The 17,103-nt window shown below is 66.3% G+C and carries 9 protein-coding genes; 5 read left to right on the plus strand and 4 right to left on the minus strand.

Annotation, left to right across the window (positions count from 1 at the left end):
* Nucleotide 1: 1 nt before the first annotated feature.
* The gene (locus ACT3CF_RS04790; protein WP_478420765.1) at nt 2–781 is read right to left on the minus strand and encodes an SDR family NAD(P)-dependent oxidoreductase; all 780 of its coding nucleotides are present in this window, start codon (nt 779–781) and stop codon (nt 2–4) included.
* A gap of 127 nt (nt 782–908) precedes the next feature.
* On the opposite strand from ACT3CF_RS04790, the gene ACT3CF_RS04795 reads away from it, so the two are divergent.
* The 3 genes from ACT3CF_RS04795 to ACT3CF_RS04805 all read left to right on the plus strand — a co-directional run bounded on the left by ACT3CF_RS04795 (nt 909) and on the right by ACT3CF_RS04805 (nt 2,854).
* Nucleotides 909–1,487, plus strand: a complete 579-nt coding sequence (locus ACT3CF_RS04795) for a sigma-70 family RNA polymerase sigma factor (RefSeq protein WP_478420767.1) — start codon at nt 909–911, stop codon at nt 1,485–1,487.
* Nucleotides 1,488–1,491: 4 nt separating this feature from the next.
* Nucleotides 1,492–2,193: an anti-sigma factor gene (locus ACT3CF_RS04800; protein WP_478420769.1), complete on the plus strand. Its 702-nt coding sequence runs from the start codon at nt 1,492–1,494 to the stop codon at nt 2,191–2,193.
* Between the two features lie 88 nt (nt 2,194–2,281).
* Entirely contained in the window at nt 2,282–2,854 is a 573-nt protein-coding gene (locus ACT3CF_RS04805) for a fasciclin domain-containing protein (RefSeq protein WP_478420770.1), read from the plus strand.
* Between the two features lie 307 nt (nt 2,855–3,161).
* Here the strand turns inward: ACT3CF_RS04805 and rpoC are convergent, their stop codons facing one another.
* Both rpoC and rpoB read right to left on the minus strand, forming a co-directional pair.
* Nucleotides 3,162–7,445, minus strand: a complete 4,284-nt coding sequence (rpoC, locus tag ACT3CF_RS04810; protein WP_478420772.1) for a DNA-directed RNA polymerase subunit beta' — start codon at nt 7,443–7,445, stop codon at nt 3,162–3,164.
* Nucleotides 7,446–7,524: 79 nt separating this feature from the next.
* Nucleotides 7,525–11,694 carry a DNA-directed RNA polymerase subunit beta gene (rpoB, locus tag ACT3CF_RS04815; RefSeq protein WP_478420773.1) on the minus strand — a complete coding sequence of 1,390 codons (4,170 nt, stop codon included), beginning with the start codon at nt 11,692–11,694 and terminating at the stop codon, nt 7,525–7,527.
* A 393-nt stretch (nt 11,695–12,087) separates the two neighbouring features.
* Here rpoB and ACT3CF_RS04820 point away from each other — a divergent pair, with 393 nt between their 5' ends.
* Both ACT3CF_RS04820 and ACT3CF_RS04825 read left to right on the plus strand, forming a co-directional pair.
* Nucleotides 12,088–14,004: a CocE/NonD family hydrolase gene (locus ACT3CF_RS04820; protein ID WP_478420774.1), complete on the plus strand. Its 1,917-nt coding sequence runs from the start codon at nt 12,088–12,090 to the stop codon at nt 14,002–14,004.
* Between the two features lie 202 nt (nt 14,005–14,206).
* Nucleotides 14,207–16,525: a TonB-dependent receptor gene (locus ACT3CF_RS04825; protein ID WP_478420775.1), complete on the plus strand. Its 2,319-nt coding sequence runs from the start codon at nt 14,207–14,209 to the stop codon at nt 16,523–16,525.
* A 190-nt stretch (nt 16,526–16,715) separates the two neighbouring features.
* Here ACT3CF_RS04825 and rplL read toward each other — a convergent pair whose 3' ends face one another.
* Entirely contained in the window at nt 16,716–17,093 is a 378-nt protein-coding gene (rplL, locus tag ACT3CF_RS04830) for a 50S ribosomal protein L7/L12 (RefSeq protein ID WP_478420776.1), read from the minus strand.
* Between the last annotated feature and the right edge of the window lie 10 nt (nt 17,094–17,103).

The raw sequence follows: 17,103 nt of genomic DNA on the forward strand, positions 1-17,103 counted from the left end.
GTCACACCGCGCGCGCCAGCCGTGCGGCGAGGCGCGGCGGCAGGAGCGCCGCCGCCGCCGTCTTGAGGCGGGCGGTGATCGGCGTGACGACATGGTCGGCGCCCCTGAGCATCGCGGCATAGCCGTCATGCGCGACCGTGCGCGGGCTGGCCTTGGGCTCGTGCGCGGTGCGGCTGTCCTCGGCATGGGCGCGGACGAAGAAGCGCGTTTCGGTGAGATCGGGCATCAGCGCGGTGACGGTGATGCCGTGGCGCGCCGCCTCGTCGCGAAGCGCCTCGGCAAAGGCATAGAGGAACGCCTTGGTGCCCGAATAGACCGCGAGCCGCGGCGACGGACCGAATGCGACGATCGACGATGTGATGAGCAGGCGGCCCGAGCCGCGCGCTGCCATTGCCGGCAGGAAGTGCTTCGCCGCGTCGACCACCGACGCGATGTTGACCGCGATCGCCTCGCGTTCGAGCGCGAGGTCGGTTTCGCCGACGAAATCGCCGAGCGCGCCGGTGCCCGCATTGAGCATCAGATAATCGGGAATGGCGCCCGCGTCGCGGCAGCGATCGAACAGCGTGACGCCCGCCCGGGGCGCGGCGAGATCGAGCGACCAGCATTCGACCGAGGCTGCGCCCGCGGTGCGCAGTGACGCCGCCGCCTGTTCGAGCCGCGCCGGATCGCGCGCGACGAGAATGAGCCGACAGCCGTCGGCGGCGGCGCAGCGGGCGAGTTCGAGTCCGATGCCGCTGGACCCGCCGGTGACGAGCGCGAGCGGCGGGCGGGTGTTGGGCATGATGGTCCTTTCAGGGCAAGCGGCAGGCTTGCTTCCGGACAACGCATTGAAGTGCCGCGGGCTCCGGTCGCTGCGGATGCGCGATGCGCGCTTGCGGGGGCAGGGTGAGCAAGGCTAGAGCAAAGGGGTGATTGCCAAGGCGGATCTGGACCCGGCGCGCAACCGGCTGGTAGCCGCGCTCAAGCGCGTGGCGACGGGAGACCGCGCGGCGCTCCGCCTCGTCTATGATATGACTGCGGCAAAGCTGTTTGGCGTGTGCCTGCGCATTGCCGGCGATCGTGATGCGGCCGAGGACATCTTGCAGGACGTGTATCTCAAGGTCTGGCAGCGGGCAGGGCGGTTCGATCCGGACCGCGCGAGCCCCGTGACCTGGCTGTGCACGATCGCTCGCAACACCGCGATCGACTGGCGCCGCTCGCGCCTCGTGGCGGCGGCGGAGGCCACGCTGCCCGCAGAGGCCGCAGCCGAGATGCCCGATGAGCGGCCCGGCGCCCCCGACCAGATCGCCGCCGCGCAGGAAGAGGCGCGGATTGCGGCATGCCTCGCCGCGCTCGAACCGCATCAGGGCCAGGCGATCCGCAGCGCCTTTTTCGACGGCTATTCCTATCCGCAGCTCGCACAGGCGATGGCGGTCCCGCTGGGAACGATGAAGAGCTGGGTGCGGCGCGGGCTGATCCAGTTGAAGGCGTGCCTGGGCGATGGCTGAGCCGATGTCTGCCGAAGAACGCGACCTGCTCGCGGCCGAGCTGGCGCTGGGCCTGCTGGAAGGCGAGGCGCGAGCGCAGGCGCTGCGGCTGAAACTTGCCGACCGCGACTTCGCGCGGGCATGCGACGCCTGGGCCGAGCGGATGGCGCCGCTGTGCGCCGGGTTCGACGCGGCCGAACCGCCGGCGCTGTGGCCGCAGATCGAGGCGCGGCTGGGCGCCGCCGACGAGGCCGAGGAGCGGCTGCGCTTCTGGCGGTGGAGCACGCTGGCGTCGGCCGCGGTGGCGGCGGCACTGTTGCTGGTGATCCTGCTCCAGCCGGCGTCGGAAGTCGTCGATTCGCCGCCGCGCTCGCAGGAGCCCAACGCGGTCGTCGTCGCGCAACTCGAAGCACCCGCAGGCGAGACGGTCGATGCTTTCCTTGCGGCCAATTACGAACCGGCGACGGGCGTGCTGCGCATCCGCGCGATCCGGATGCCCGACAGCGCCCTCAAGCCCGAACTGTGGGTGATCCCGGCCGACGGCGTGCCGCGGTCGCTGGGGCAGGTTTCGGCGCGGGGTGTGTCGCAGCTGGCAGTCGCGGTGCCGCACCGCAAGCTGATGCAGGAAGGCGCGGTGCTGGCGATCACGATGGAGCCGCGCGCCGACGCGCCGCATGCGCGCCCGACCGGCCCGCGCGTCGCCGAAGGCAAGATTTCGACAATCTGATCGCGGCGGCTGCATCCGCAGCGCCGGTGCATTCGTAGCTTGAGCGTGCCCCCCGGATGGCGGGGGGCGTGCAAGAGGAGGATGCACGATGCACAAGCGTTCCAAGACCGCCACGATCGCGACGCTGGCCCTGATCGCAGCGATGGGCGCCGCCGCCCCGGCGCTGGCCGGCGGGCAGGGGGCGATGCATGCCGGCCATGCCGCCCCGGCGGGGTCGGGCACGATCGTCGACGCGGCGGTCGCCTCGCCCGATCACACCACGCTGGTCGCCGCGGTGAAGGCCGCCGGGCTGGTCGACGTGCTGGCGGGGAAGGGGCCGTTCACGGTCTTTGCGCCGACCAACGCCGCCTTTGCCAAGCTGCCGGCGGGCACCGTCGAGACGCTGCTCAAGCCGGAGAACAAGGCGCAACTGGCTGCGGTGCTGACCTATCATGTCGTTCCGGGCCGGCTGAACGCCGCCGATATCGCCGCGCGCGCGAAGGCGGCGGGTGGCCGGGCGACGCTGAAGACGGTGCAGGGTGCGATGCTGACCGTATCGCAGGCGCCCGACGGCGGCTGGATGCTCACCGACGCCAAGGGGGGCACCGCGCGCATCACCGCCGCCGACATGAACCAGTCGAACGGGGTGATCCATGTGATCGACAGCGTCGTGCTGCCCTGATCGCCCGAACACCGGCGCCGGGTCCCGACGGCGCCGGTGCGGTCGCGACATCCTGCCGGGCGATCGCCCGCGATGCCGTGACGGGACTGCCGGGACGCGCCGGCACCCGGCAGTCGAGCCGCCGCCCCCGTTCCCCCGGGGCGGCGGCTCATTTGTTTCCGAGGCAGCGCGGCGGGGGTGGGGCGGGGCGGCGGACGCCGCGCAAAACAAAACCGCCGCCCGGTTGCCCGGACGGCGGCCTTGTGGGTTGCGAACGGTCGATGCCGATCATCCGGCGCGGCGGGCGATGCCCGCCGGACGGCGCGGATTACTCCGCGTCGTTCAGATAATCGCCGGCATCGGCGTCGGTGCCATGGCCCGACGACACGACCGTGGCGAGCGCGTCGTCGCCGGTGCCGGCCGAGTCACGCGGGCTGCGCGCGAGCTCGGCAGCATGCTCCTCGGCCGCCGTGGCGGGCGCGATGAGCGAAGCCTCGGCCATCTTGCGATGCGCGACGCGGAGCGCGGCATCGCGCGAGGTCGCCGCGACACGAAGGCGGTTCATGCCCGCGCCGGTACCCGCCGGGATGAGGCGGCCGACGATGACGTTCTCCTTCAGGCCGAGCAGCGTGTCCTTCTTGCCCTGGACCGCCGCTTCGGTGAGCACGCGGGTGGTTTCCTGGAACGACGCCGCCGAGATGAAGCTGCGGGTCTGCAGCGACGCCTTGGTGATGCCGAGCAGGATGGGCTTGCCCTGCGCCGGCTGCTGGCCGGGGGCCAGCTTGGCGTTGAGGTCGTCCATTTCCTCGCGATCGACCTGTTCGCCGGCCAGCAGCGTGGTGTCGCCGCCGTCGGTGATCTCGACCTTCTGCAGCATCTGGCGAACGATCACTTCGATGTGCTTGTCGTTGATCTTCACGCCCTGCAGTCGATAGACTTCCTGGATTTCGCTGACGAGATATTCGGCCAGCGCCTCGATGCCGAGGACTTCCAGGATGTCGTGCGGATCGGGCGAGCCGCCGATCAGGTTGTCGCCACGCTTGACGTAGTCGCCTTCCTGAACGTCGATCACCTTCGACTTCGGGACCAGATACTCGACGACCTCGCCGCCGTCCTCCGGCTGGATGCCGATCTTGCGCTTGGCCTTGTAGTCCTTCCCGAACACCACGCGGCCCGAGACCTTTGCGATGATGGCATTTTCCTTGGGCTTGCGCGCTTCGAACAGCTCGGCGACGCGCGGCAGACCGCCGGTGATGTCGCGGGTCTTGGCGGACTCGCGGGCCACACGAGCCAGAACGTCACCGCCCTGAACCGTGGCACCATCCTCGACCGAGATCACCGCACCCGGCGCCAGCATGTAGCGGGCGGCTTCGCCGGCAGCCTCGCCGGTGAGGGTCAGGCGCGGACGGAGGTCCTCCTTCTTGCCCGCACCACGATATTCGGTGACGACGCGCTGGGCGATGCCCGTCGCTTCGTCGACCTGCTCGGTCATGGTCTTGCCGTCGATGAGGTCCTGATACTTCACCGTACCGCCGGTTTCGGTGATCACCGGCATGGTGAACGGATCCCATTCGGCCATCCGGTCGCCCTGGCTCACCACATGGCCGTCATCGAACATGACATAGGCGCCATAGGGGATGCGATCGACCGAGAGCTCGCGGCCGTCCATGTCGACGATCGCCATCTCGCCCGAGCGGCTGAGCACGACGCGGCGACCACGGTGATCGAGGATCACGCGCAGGTCGCGATACTGGATCGTGCCGTCGGCCGGCGCTTCGAGGTTCGACTGCTCGTTGAGCTGCGCCGCGCCGCCGATGTGGAAGGTACGCATCGTCAGCTGGGTACCCGGCTCACCGATCGACTGCGCCGCAATGACGCCGACCGCCTCGCCGATGTTCACCGGCGTACCGCGGGCGAGGTCACGCCCGTAGCACTTGGCGCACACGCCCATCTTGGCTTCGCAGACCAGCGGCGAGCGGATCTTCACCGACTGGACGCCGATGCCCTCGATCTGCGCGATCATCGGCTCGTCGAGCAGCGTGCCGACCGGGATGGCGATCGTGTTCGTCTTGGGATCGACGATATCCTCGGCCGTGGTACGGCCCAGGATACGCTCGCCGAGCGACGCGATGGTCGAGCCGCCCTGAACGATCGCCTTCATCTCCAGCGCGCGTTCGGTGCCGCAATCGTCCTCGGCCACGACGCAATCCTGCGACACGTCGACCAGACGGCGGGTGAGGTACCCCGAGTTCGCCGTCTTGAGCGCGGTGTCGGCCAGACCCTTACGGGCGCCGTGGGTCGAGTTGAAGTATTCAAGGACGGTCAGACCCTCCTTGAAGTTCGAGATGATCGGCGTTTCGATGATCTCGCCCGAGGGCTTGGCCATCAGGCCGCGCATGCCCGCGAGCTGCTTGATCTGCGCCGCCGAACCACGGGCACCCGAGTGGGCCATCATGTAGATGGCGTTGTCGGGCATCAGACGGCCGGTCTCGGGGTCCTTCTTGACCGCCTTGATCTCGTCCATCATCGCCGCGGCCACCTGGTCGCCGCAACGGCTCCAGGCGTCGATCACCTTGTTGTACTTTTCCTGCTGGGTGATCAGGCCGTCCTGATACTGCTGCTCATAGTCCTTCACGAGCGCACGGGTTTCCTCGACCAGCGCTTCCTTCGCGGCCGGGATCACCATGTCGTCCTTGCCGAACGAGATGCCGGCCTTGAACGCGTGACGGAAGCCGAGGCTCATGATCGCGTCGGCGAACAGCACGGTCTCCTTCTGGCCGGTGTGACGATAGACCTCGTCGATCACGTCGCCCACGTCCTTCTTGGTGAGCAGGCGATTGACGACGTCGAACGGCACCTTGTGGCTCTTCGGCAGGCACTCGCCGAGCAGCATGCGGCCCGGCGTGGTCTCGTAGCGCTTGAGGTAAGAGTTGCCGTTCTCGTCGGTCTGGGGAACGCGGCTGGTGATGCGGGTGTGCAGCGTCACCGCGCCGGCGTTGAGGGCCTGGTGGACCTCCGCCATGTCGGCGAGGATCATGCCTTCGCCCGGCTCGCCTTCCTTCTCCATGGTGATGTAGTAGAGACCCAGCACCATGTCCTGCGACGGCACGATGATCGGCTTGCCGTTCGCGGGGCTCAGGATGTTGTTGGTCGACATCATCAGGACGCGCGCTTCCAGCTGCGCCTCAAGGCTCAGCGGAACGTGGACGGCCATCTGGTCACCGTCGAAGTCGGCGTTGAACGCCGAGCAGACCAGCGGGTGGAGCTGGATCGCCTTGCCTTCGATCAGCACCGGCTCGAACGCCTGGATGCCCAGACGGTGGAGCGTCGGCGCGCGGTTCAGCAGAACCGGATGCTCGCGGATCACTTCGTCCAGGATGTCCCAGACTTCCTTGCGCTCCTTCTCGACCCACTTCTTCGCCTGCTTCAGGGTCATGGACAGACCCTTGGCATCGAGACGGGCGTAGATGAACGGCTTGAACAGCTCGAGCGCCATCTTCTTCGGCAGGCCGCACTGGTGCAGCTTGAGCTCCGGACCGGTCACGATGACCGAACGGCCCGAATAGTCGACGCGCTTGCCGAGCAGGTTCTGACGGAAGCGGCCCTGCTTGCCCTTGAGCATGTCGGACAGCGACTTGAGCGGACGCTTGTTGGCGCCGGTGATCGTGCGGCCGCGGCGGCCATTGTCGAACAGCGCGTCGACGGCTTCCTGCAGCATGCGCTTTTCGTTGCGGACGATGATGTCCGGCGCGCGCAACTCCATCAGCCGCTTGAGGCGGTTGTTACGGTTGATCACGCGGCGATAAAGATCGTTGAGATCCGAGGTCGCGAAGCGGCCGCCGTCCAGCGGCACCAGCGGGCGCAGTTCGGGCGGGATCACCGGCACGACGTCGAGGATCATCCATTCGGGACGGTTGCCCGATTCGATGAAGCTCTCGACGACCTTGAGGCGCTTGATGATCTTCTTGGGCTTCAGCTCCGACTTGGTCTCGGCCAGTTCCTTGAGCAGGTCCTGACGCTCCCCTTCGAGGTCGAGGTCCATCAGCATCTGCTTGACGGCCTCGGCGCCGATGCCGGCCGAGAAGGCGTCCTCGCCATACTCGTCCTGCGCGTCGAGCAGTTCGTCCTCGGTGAGAAGCTGGTACTTCTCAAGCCCGGTCAGGCCCGGCTCGATGACGATGTAGCTTTCGAAGTACAGTACGCGCTCGAGCTGCTTGAGCTGCATGTCGAGCAGCAGGCCGATGCGGCTCGGCAGCGACTTCAGGAACCAGATGTGCGCGACCGGGGCGGCCAGTTCGATATGGCCCATGCGTTCGCGGCGGACCTTCGACACGGTCACTTCCACGCCGCACTTTTCGCAGACGATGCCCTTGTACTTCATGCGCTTGTACTTGCCGCACAGGCATTCGTAGTCCTTGATCGGACCGAAGATGCGCGCGCAGAACAAGCCGTCACGCTCGGGCTTGAACGTGCGGTAGTTGATCGTCTCGGGCTTCTTGATCTCACCGAAGGACCAGCTGCGGATCCGGTCCGGCGACGCGATCCCGATCTGGATCTGGTCGAAGGTCTCCGGCTTGGCGAGCGGGTTCGCGAAGTTGGTCAGTTCGTTCATTTTTTTATCCCTCTAGAGGGTAAGTTCGTCAGCAACGGGCGAAGGGAAGGGCGCCGCGGGGCGGCGGCGCCCGCACCCGTTACTCCGCCGCCTCGGCCAGATCGCCGTCCTCTTCCATCGACTTGAGCTCGACGTTGAGACCCAGCGAGCGCATTTCCTTGACGAGCACGTTGAAGCTCTCCGGAATGCCGGCCTCGAAGGTGTCGTCGCCCTTGACGATCGCTTCGTAGACCTTGGTGCGGCCGACCACGTCGTCCGACTTCACCGTCAGCATTTCCTGGAGCGTGTAGGCCGCGCCATAGGCCTGGAGCGCCCACACTTCCATTTCACCGAAGCGCTGACCGCCGAACTGCGCCTTACCGCCCAGCGGCTGCTGGGTGACGAGGCTGTACGGCCCGATCGAACGTGCGTGGATCTTGTCGTCGACAAGGTGGTGGAGCTTCAGGATGTACTTGTAGCCCACGGTCACCTTGCGGTCGAACGCCTCGCCGGTGCGGCCGTCGAACAGCGTCACCTGACCGGACTCGTCGAGCCCCGCCAGCCGCAGCATGTCGGCAACGTCCTTTTCGACCGCGCCGTCGAACACCGGCGTGCCCATCGGAACACCCGAACGGACATTCTGCGCCAGTTCGATCACCTGGTCGGTCGAACGATGATCGAGCTCGTCTGCATAGCTTTCGCCATAGACGGTCTTGAGCATGTCCTTGACCGCTTCGGGCGGCTCGCCCGCCTGCGGATCGGGGTTGGCGGCCCGCCATGCGTCGAGCGCCGCGCCGATCTTGCGGCCGAGGCCGCGCGCAGCCCAGCCGAGGTGCGTTTCAAAGATCTGCCCGACGTTCATGCGCGAAGGCACGCCCAGCGGGTTGAGCAGGAAGTCGACCGGCGTCCCGTCCTCGAGGAACGGCATGTCCTCCTGCGGCAGGATGCGGCTGATGATGCCCTTGTTGCCGTGGCGGCCGGCCATCTTGTCGCCCGGCTGCAGCTTGCGCTTCACCGCGACGAACACCTTGACCATCTTCAGCACGCCCGGCGGCAGCTCGTCGCCCCGCTCCAGCTTCTCGCGGCGATCCTCGAACTTGTCCTTGATGCGCTTCACGGCCTCGTCATACTGGCCCTTCACCGCTTCAAGGTCGCCCTGGACCTTGTCGTCCGCGACGGCGAACTTCCACCATTCGTGGCGGTCGACGCTGTCGAGCACTTCCTCGTCGATCGTCACGCCCTTCTTGATGCCCTTGGGCGCCGCGGTCGCGGTCTGACCCAGCAGCATCTCGCGCAGACGCGACCAGGTCGCGCGGTTGAGGATGTTGCGTTCGTCGTCGGCGTCCTTGCGCAGACGCTCGATTTCCTCGCGCTCGATCGCCAGGGCACGCTCGTCCTTGTCGATGCCGTGACGGTTGAACACGCGGACGTCGACGATCGTGCCCGAAACGCCCGGCGGCAGACGCAGCGAGGTGTCGCGCACGTCGCTAGCCTTTTCGCCGAAGATGGCGCGGAGGAGCTTTTCTTCCGGCGTCATCGGGCTTTCGCCCTTGGGCGTGATCTTGCCGACCAGGATGTCGCCCGGCTCCACTTCGGCGCCGACATACACGATGCCCGCCTCGTCGAGGTTGCGCAGCGCTTCCTCGCCGACGTTCGGGATGTCGCGGGTGATGTCTTCCGGCCCGAGCTTGGTGTCGCGCGCCATCACTTCGAACTCATCGATGTGGATCGACGTGAACACGTCGTCCTTCACGATGCGTTCGTTGATCAGGATCGAGTCCTCGTAGTTGTAGCCGTTCCACGGCATGAACGCGACGAGCACGTTGCGGCCCAGCGCCAGCTCGCCGAACTCGGTCGAGGGGCCGTCGGCGATCACGTCGCCGGCCTGCACCACGTCGCCCACCTTCACCAGCGGACGCTGGTTGATGCAGGTCGACTGGTTCGAGCGCTGGAACTTCATCAGCGTGTAGATGTCGACGCCGCTCTCGCTGGCATCGACCTCGCCGGTAGCGCGGATGACGATACGCGTCGCGTCGACCTGGTCGACGATGCCCGAACGCTTGGCGGCGATCGCCGCGCCCGAGTCACGCGCAACGGTCTCTTCCATGCCGGTGCCGACGAAGGGCGCTTCCGCCTTCACCAGCGGCACGGCCTGACGCTGCATGTTCGAGCCCATGAGCGCGCGGTTCGCGTCGTCCTTCTCGAGGAAGGGGATCAGCGAGGCGGCGACCGAGACGAGCTGCTTCGGCGAGACGTCCATCAGCGTGATCTGCGACGGCAGCGCCATCAGGAACTCGCCCGCCTGGCGTGCCGAGACGAGATCCTCGACGAAGCGGCCCTCGGCATCGAGCGTCGCCGACGCCTGTGCGACGGTGTGCTTCTGCTCTTCCATCGCCGACAGATAGACGACCTCGTCGGTCACCTTGCCGTCGGCGACCTTGCGGTACGGCGTTTCGATGAAGCCGTACTTGTTGACGCGGCTGAACGTCGCGAGGCTGTTGATCAGACCGATGTTCGGGCCTTCCGGCGTTTCGATCGGGCAGATACGGCCATAATGGGTCGGGTGAACGTCGCGGACTTCGAAGCCCGCACGCTCACGGGTGAGACCGCCCGGCCCGAGCGCCGAGACGCGACGCTTGTGCGTCACTTCGGAGAGCGGGTTGGTCTGGTCCATGAACTGCGACAGCTGCGACGAACCGAAGAACTCGCGCACCGCGGCGACCGCAGGCTTGGCGTTGATCAGGTCGTTCGGCATCACCGTCGAGACGTCGACCGACGACATGCGCTCCTTCACGGCGCGCTCCATGCGGAGCAGGCCGACGCGATACTGGTTCTCGAGCAGCTCACCCACCGAACGGACGCGGCGGTTGCCGAGATTGTCGATGTCGTCGACTTCGCCCTTGCCGTCCTTGAGGTCGACGAGCGTCTTGACCACGGCGAGGATGTCCTCGGCGCGCAGCGTCGTGACCGTGTCGGGCGCGTCGAGTTCGAGGCGCATGTTGAGCTTGACGCGGCCGACGGCCGAGAGGTCGTAGCGTTCCGGATCGAAGAACAGGCCGTGGAACAGCGCCTCGGCCGTCTCGAGCGTCGGCGGTTCGCCAGGGCGCATCACGCGGTAGATGTCGGCTAGCGCCTGTTCCCGCTCCTCGGCCTTGTCGACCTTGAGCGTGTTGCGGATCCACGGGCCGGTGGTGACATGGTCGATGTCGAGCAGCTCGATCCGGTCGATGCCGGCCTTGTCGAGCTTTTCGAGATTCTCGGGCGACACCTCGTCACCGGCCTCGATGTAGATCTCGCCGGTCGATTCGTTGATGAGGTCATAGGCCGAATAGCGGCCGAAGATTTCCTCGGTCGGGATCAGCAGCGTCTCGAGCCCGTCCTTCGCCGCCTTGTTGGCCGCACGGGGGCTGATCTTCTGGCCCGCGGGGAACACGACCTCGCCCGACTTCGCGTCGACGATGTCGAACGCCGGCTTCATGCCGCGCCATGCCTCGGCATGGAACGGAATCTGCCAGCCGTTCGGGCCGCGCAGGAAGGTGACGCGGTTGTAGAAGTGGTTGAGGATCTCTTCCGAGTTCATGCCGAGCGCGTAGAGCAGGCTCGTCACCGGCAGCTTGCGCTTGCGGTCGATGCGGACGTTGACGATGTCCTTGGCGTCGAACTCGAAATCGAGCCACGAGCCGCGATACGGGATCACGCGCGCGGCGAAGAGATACTTGCCGCTGGCGTGGGTCTTGCCGCGGTCATGGTCGAACAGCACGCCCGGCGAACGGTGCATCTGGCTGACGATGACGCGCTCGGTGCCGTTGATGAAGAAGGTGCCGTTCTCGGTCATGAGCGGCATGTCGCCCATGTACACGTCCTGCTCCTTGATATCGAGGACCGACCGGGCCTCGGTATCGGGATCGACCTCGAACACGATCAGGCGGAGCGTGACGCGCATCGGTGCCGCATAGGTGATGCCGCGCTGACGGCATTCCTCGACGTCGAACTTCGGCGGCTCGAGCTCGTAATTGACGAAATCGAGCTCAGCCGTGCCGGCGAAGTCGCGGATCGGGAAGACGCTACGCAGCGTCTTTTCCAGCCCCGAGACGTGGCCGATCGAAGGATCCGAGCGCAGGAACTGTTCGTAGGATTCGCGCTGGACCTCGATCAGGTTCGGCATCTGCACGACTTCGTGGATGTTGCCGAACACCTTGCGGATACGGCGCTTGACCGTCCCGCCCGAGCCCGCGCGCTGAACCGCGCCTTCTTCGATCTTGGTTGCCATGAGTTTATATTGCCTCGTCAGCCGTAAACCGTATGCCCCGTTTTCCCCGGGCCCCGGACGCAGCAAAGGACGCGAAAAGGCCGCACGAACCCCTTACCGGGTTTCGGCAGCTTTCGGCGTCCCTGTTCCACGGACCCATACGAGAAGCACGTTGCGCGACGACGCACCCTTTCCCGGTCCTGTGGAGATGGGGCGGATATAGGGAGCGTGTAGGATTCTGTCAAACATGCCGACAGGCGCGCGGCGGTGCAATCGACGCAATTGGCGCGTGAAATCGGCGGGCGAAGCAATTTTCCTCGCCATCGCGATACGCCGGGGATAGATCGGCGGTGCCGCATCGGTGGCGAATTGAAACTTTATGACGCGCAACGGCGCGCTCTCGGGGAGATTCAAATGGGGTATCGTCATCTGGCCCTTGCCGGGCTTGCCTTGGTCGCGGTGGCGGCCGGAACGGGGGCCGTGGCCCAGCAGGCGCCCACGCGCACGCCGGGCTTCAACGACATTCCCGAGAAGTTCACGCTCCCGGAGGCCTCGAAGGACTATGTCCGCCGCGAGGTGATGGTGCCGATGCGCGACGGGACCAAGCTGTTCACCGTCATCGTGGTGCCGAAGGGCGCCAAGAACGCACCGATCCTGTTCACGCGCACGCCCTATAATGCCGGCGGCCGTGCGCGCCGGATGGACAGCAACAAGATGCTGTCGGCGCTGCCCGAAGGCGACGAGGTCTTCGTCAAGGCGGGCTATATCCGCGTTTTCCAGGACATCCGCGGCAAATACGGTTCGGAGGGCGAGTTCGTCGTCACGCGCCCGCCGGTGGGGCCGCTCAACCCGACCAAGGTCGACGACACGACCGATGCGTGGGACGCGATCGACTGGCTGGTCAAGAATGTGCCCGAGTCGAACGGCAAGGTCGGCATGCTCGGATCGTCCTATGAGGGCTGGACCGTGGTGATGGCGCTGCTCCACCCGCACCCGGCGCTCAAGGTCGCGGCGCCGGAAAGCCCGATGATCGACGGCTGGATGGGCGACGACTGGTTCCACCATGGCGCCTTCCGCCTGCCCAATATCGGCTGGATCTCGGGCATCACCGGCTACAAGGCGGGCGGGCCGACCCCGCCGAGCGGCGGCTGGGACGATTATGATACGTTCCGCAAGATCGGTTCGGCCGGCGACTGGGCCAAGAAATACGGTTATGACCAGCTGCCCTTCTGGCAGAAGCTGAGCCAGCACGTCGCCTATGACGCCTTCTGGCAGGGGCAGGCGCTCGACAAGATCCTGGCCGCCAACCCTTCGAACGTGCCGACGCTGTGGGAGCAGGGGCTGTGGGACCACGAGGACATGTACGGCGCGGTGCATGCCTGGGAAGAACTGCAGAAGACGCCGCAGGCGAACAACAACTTCCTGCTGATGGGCCCGTGGCGCCATTCGCAGTTCAACTATAACGGCTCGAAGCTCGGCCAGCTCGAGTTCGAGGGCGACACCGCGCTCCAGGCGCGCCGCGATATCCTGCTGCCGTTCTTCAACGCCCATCTGAAGGACGGTGCGCCGGCCTTCCGTCCGGCAACCGCGAGCATCTACAACACCGGCGAGAACCGCTGGGAATATCTCAACCGCTGGCCGCTCGCCGAGCGGCTTACCCCGCTCTATCTGACGAAGAGCGAGCAGGCCGGCTTCGATAAGCCCGCCGCCGGCGAAGACAGCTATGTCTCGGACCCCGCCAAGCCGGTGCCGCACCTGCCGCGGCCGATCAACCTGGGCGACGGGCGCTGGGGCACCTATCTGGTCACCGATCAGCGTTTCGTCGAAGGGCGCCCCGACGTGCTCACCTATGTCACCGAACCGCTGACCCAGCCGATGCGGCTTTCGGGTGCGCCGATCGCCGACATCTTTGCCAAGACGACGGGCACCGACGGCGATTTCGTCGTCAAGGTGATCGACGTCTATCCCGAAGAGATGGCGAGCCAGAAGGAGATGGGCGGGTTCCAGCTGCCGATCGCGATGGACATCTTCCGCGGCCGCTATCGCAACTCGTTCGAGCATCCGCAGCCGATCCCGGCGGGCAAGGTGCAGGAGTACAAGTTCCGGCTGCCGACGGTGAACCACACGTTCCAGCCCGGCCACCGGATCATGGTGCAGGTGCAGTCGACGCTGTTCCCCGTCTATGATCGCAACCCGCAGAAATATGTCGAGAACATCTTCTTTGCGAAGCCGAGCGATTACCAGAAGGCGACGGTGACGATCGTCTATGGCGGCGCGCAGTCGAGCGCGGTGCTGTTGCCGATCGCGCCGGTCGACGCCGCCGCCAAGTAAGAAGCAAGGCGCATCACCGCCGCCGCCCCGTCCCGGATGCCATGCCGGGGCAGGGCGGCGGCGGCTTGCGTTTCACGCGCATATTCGTGCGTTCACGCTGCGCCGCCCAACAAAAGCATTGTGCGCCATGGAATCGCAATCGATCTGTCTTGGTAATGAAACGCCCACCCGACAGGGGACCGGCTTCCACAGGGAGGGCAAAATGCACAAGCAGATTGGTACGGTCGCAGCGTTGCTTTGCAGCGTTTCCGGATTCGCAGCGCAGGCGCAGACGGCGGCACCGGCATCCGCCGACGCCCAGGCGCAGCAGGCGGGCGCCGCCAGCGACACCGACATCATCGTCACCGCCCAGAAGGTCGAACAGCGCGCCAACGACGTGCCGATCACCATCTCGGCGGTGTCGGCCGCGCGGATGGAGGCGCTGGGCGTTTCGGATCTGGACGAGGTCGCGGCCTATATCCCCGGGCTCAACATCCAGGAGCAGAGCGCGAACAATCCGGGCATCGTGATCCGCGGCATCACCTCGGACAGCGGTTCGGCGCAGCAGGCCCCGCGCGTCACCGTCTATTACAACGGCGTCGACATTTCGCGGTCGCGCGGCGTCTATCAGGCCGTCTACGATCTCGAGCGGATCGAGGTGGTGAAGGGGCCGCAGGCGACGCTGTTCGGCACCGCCGCCGCGGTGGGCGCGATCAGCATGATCTCGGCCCGTCCCAAGGCCGGCTATGAAAGCGCGCTTACCGGCGGCATCGGCAATTATGATTCGCGGGTGCTGCGCGGCATGGTCAACCTGGGCAACGAGGTGATCGCGGGCCGCATCGCGTTCGAATACAAGAAGCACGACGGTTACGTGCACAATCTGTCGGCGACGCAGGACGACCTGTACGCCCAGAACCAGTTCGGCCTGCGCGGATCGCTGCGCTTCACGCCCAACGACAAGCTGACCGTCGACCTGATCGGCACCTTCGACCGCCAGCGCAACAGCGGCACGCCGTTCGTGTCGAAGCTCTATCCGACCGCGAGCGGGCCGGGCAATCCGTTCGGCGACGCCAATCTTTCGGGCTCGCCGGTCTCCAAGGCGACGCTCGGCTATGACCATCTCGGGCTGCGCCGCAACGTCTATGACGGCAACCTGACGCTGTCCTATGACTTTGCCGATCACTGGAACTTCACCACCGTCAACGGCTATCGCGACTTCGATTCGCGCGAGGTGTTCGACGCCGACGGCTCGGCCGCCTGGTATCTGGAGTTCGCCGAGAACGCCAAGGGCTGGCAGGTGAACCACGAATCGCGCTTCACCTATACCGGCGACGGACTGCGCGTTTCGGCGGGGTGGAACTTCTTCCACGAAAACAACCGTCAGGTCGTGCCCTTCTCGACCGAGGAAGGCACCTTTGCCCAGTGCGCGCAGAATGTGATCCAGGGCCTTGGCTGCGTCGCGCCGAACGGCACGGTGACGGCGAGCCAGGCGACGGCCTTGTTGACCAAGGGGCTGGCGACCGTGCTGCCCTACAGCTCGACCTTCGCCAATCTGGGCGTCAACGACAGCTGGTCGGTGTTCGCCGACGTCGCCTGGAAGCCGGTCGATCGGCTGGAACTCACTGCGGGCGTGCGCGTGCTCGCCGAACGGCGCAAGTCGGGCTATTATGCGATCGTTCCCAATTCGGTGCTGACCAAGGGCGCGCTGATCCCCGGCCAGGTCGATACCGGGGGCACGACGCTGTGGGCGCACGACAGCTTCCAGGCGGTGCTGCCGCGCTTCAACGCGCTGTTCCGGCTGAACGCCGACATCAACCTCTATGCCACCGTGTCGAAGGGGCGCCGCTCGCCGGTCGTCCAGCTCGACGCGCAGAAGGTGAACGGCGTGCTGGCGCAGCGCCTGACGCCGGTGCCCGAGGAAACCGTCTGGAACTATGAAGGCGGCATCAAGGGCAAGCTGGGCATGCTGTCGGGCTCGCTGGGCGTCTATTACCAGAAGTACGACAACTTCCAGGTGAGCGTGACCGACAGCAGCGGCAAGAGCGTGACGCAGAGCGCGGGCAGCGCCGGCAATCTGGGCGTCGAGGCCGAGCTGAACCTGAAGCCGGCGAAGTGGCTGAACGTGTTCGGCAATATCGGCTATATCGACGGCGGGATTGACGACAACGCCGCCAACGGCCAGTTCCGCGGCAACAAGTTCCGCCTGCAGCCCGGAACCCAGGCGGCGGCCGGCTTCACGATCGACGCGCCGCTGGGCGACGGCATCCGCTTCTTCGCGACGCCGAGCGTGACCTATCGCAGCAAGATCTATTTCGAGCTGCCGAACAAGGAGGCGATCTCGCAGAAGGCGACGACGCTGTTCAACGCCCGCGCCGGTGTGAGCTTTGCCAACGGCCGCTACGAAGTGGCGGGATGGATGCGCAACATCACCAACGAGAAGTATCTGCTCGACGCCGGCAACACCGGCGGTGCCTTTGGCGACCCCACCTATATTCCGGGCGAGCCGCGTTTCTATGGCGTGGAACTGAGCGGCCGCTTCTGAACTTGATCGCACTGGCGCCGGCCGGCCCGGCGCCATCGGATCGCCCTGATCCCCCGGCAGCCCGACGGTTGCCGGGGGTTTTTGTGCAGGGCGACGGGGCAGGGACGGGCGGCGGTTTCGGGGCATGCGAAAAGGGCGGCGCCTTGCGGCACCGCCCTTCCCGAACTCTGCTGCGAAGTGCAGCCGAGGCTTACTTGATCTCGACAGTCGCGCCGGCTTCTTCCAGCTGCTTCTTGATCTTCTCGGCCTCGTCCTTCGACACGCCTTCCTTGACCGGCTTCGGCGCGCCTTCGACGAGCGCCTTGGCTTCGGTCAGGCCGAGCGAGGTGATCGCGCGGACTTCCTTGATGACGTTGATCTTCTTGCCACCGTCGCCGGTGAGGATCACGTCGAACTCGGTCTTCTCTTCAGCAGCCGGAGCCGCAGCGCCGGCGCCGGCAACGGCCGCAACCGCAACCGGAGCAGCGGCGGTGACGCCCCACTTGTCTTCGAGCATCTTCGACAGCTCGGCGGCTTCGAGGACGGTCAGTTCCGAAAGCTGGTCAACGAGCGCGTTCAGGTCAGCCATGGTAAACTCC

This window comes from Sphingomonas chlorellae (genome assembly GCF_056485145.1).

What these genes read in the sequence shown, in the direction of transcription:
- ACT3CF_RS04790 (WP_478420765.1), bottom strand. Translation starts at nt 781, where the DNA reads ATGCCCAACACCCGCCCGCCGCTCGCGCTCGTCACCGGCGGGTCCAGC.
- ACT3CF_RS04800 (WP_478420769.1), top strand. Translation starts at nt 1,492, where the DNA reads ATGTCTGCCGAAGAACGCGACCTGCTCGCGGCCGAGCTGGCGCTGGGC.
- ACT3CF_RS04805 (WP_478420770.1), top strand. Translation starts at nt 2,282, where the DNA reads ATGCACAAGCGTTCCAAGACCGCCACGATCGCGACGCTGGCCCTGATC.
- rpoC (WP_478420772.1), bottom strand. Translation starts at nt 7,445, where the DNA reads ATGAACGAACTGACCAACTTCGCGAACCCGCTCGCCAAGCCGGAGACC.
- rpoB (WP_478420773.1), bottom strand. Translation starts at nt 11,694, where the DNA reads ATGGCAACCAAGATCGAAGAAGGCGCGGTTCAGCGCGCGGGCTCGGGC.
- ACT3CF_RS04820 (WP_478420774.1), top strand. Translation starts at nt 12,088, where the DNA reads ATGGGGTATCGTCATCTGGCCCTTGCCGGGCTTGCCTTGGTCGCGGTG.
- ACT3CF_RS04825 (WP_478420775.1), top strand. Translation starts at nt 14,207, where the DNA reads ATGCACAAGCAGATTGGTACGGTCGCAGCGTTGCTTTGCAGCGTTTCC.
- rplL (WP_478420776.1), bottom strand. Translation starts at nt 17,093, where the DNA reads ATGGCTGACCTGAACGCGCTCGTTGACCAGCTTTCGGAACTGACCGTC.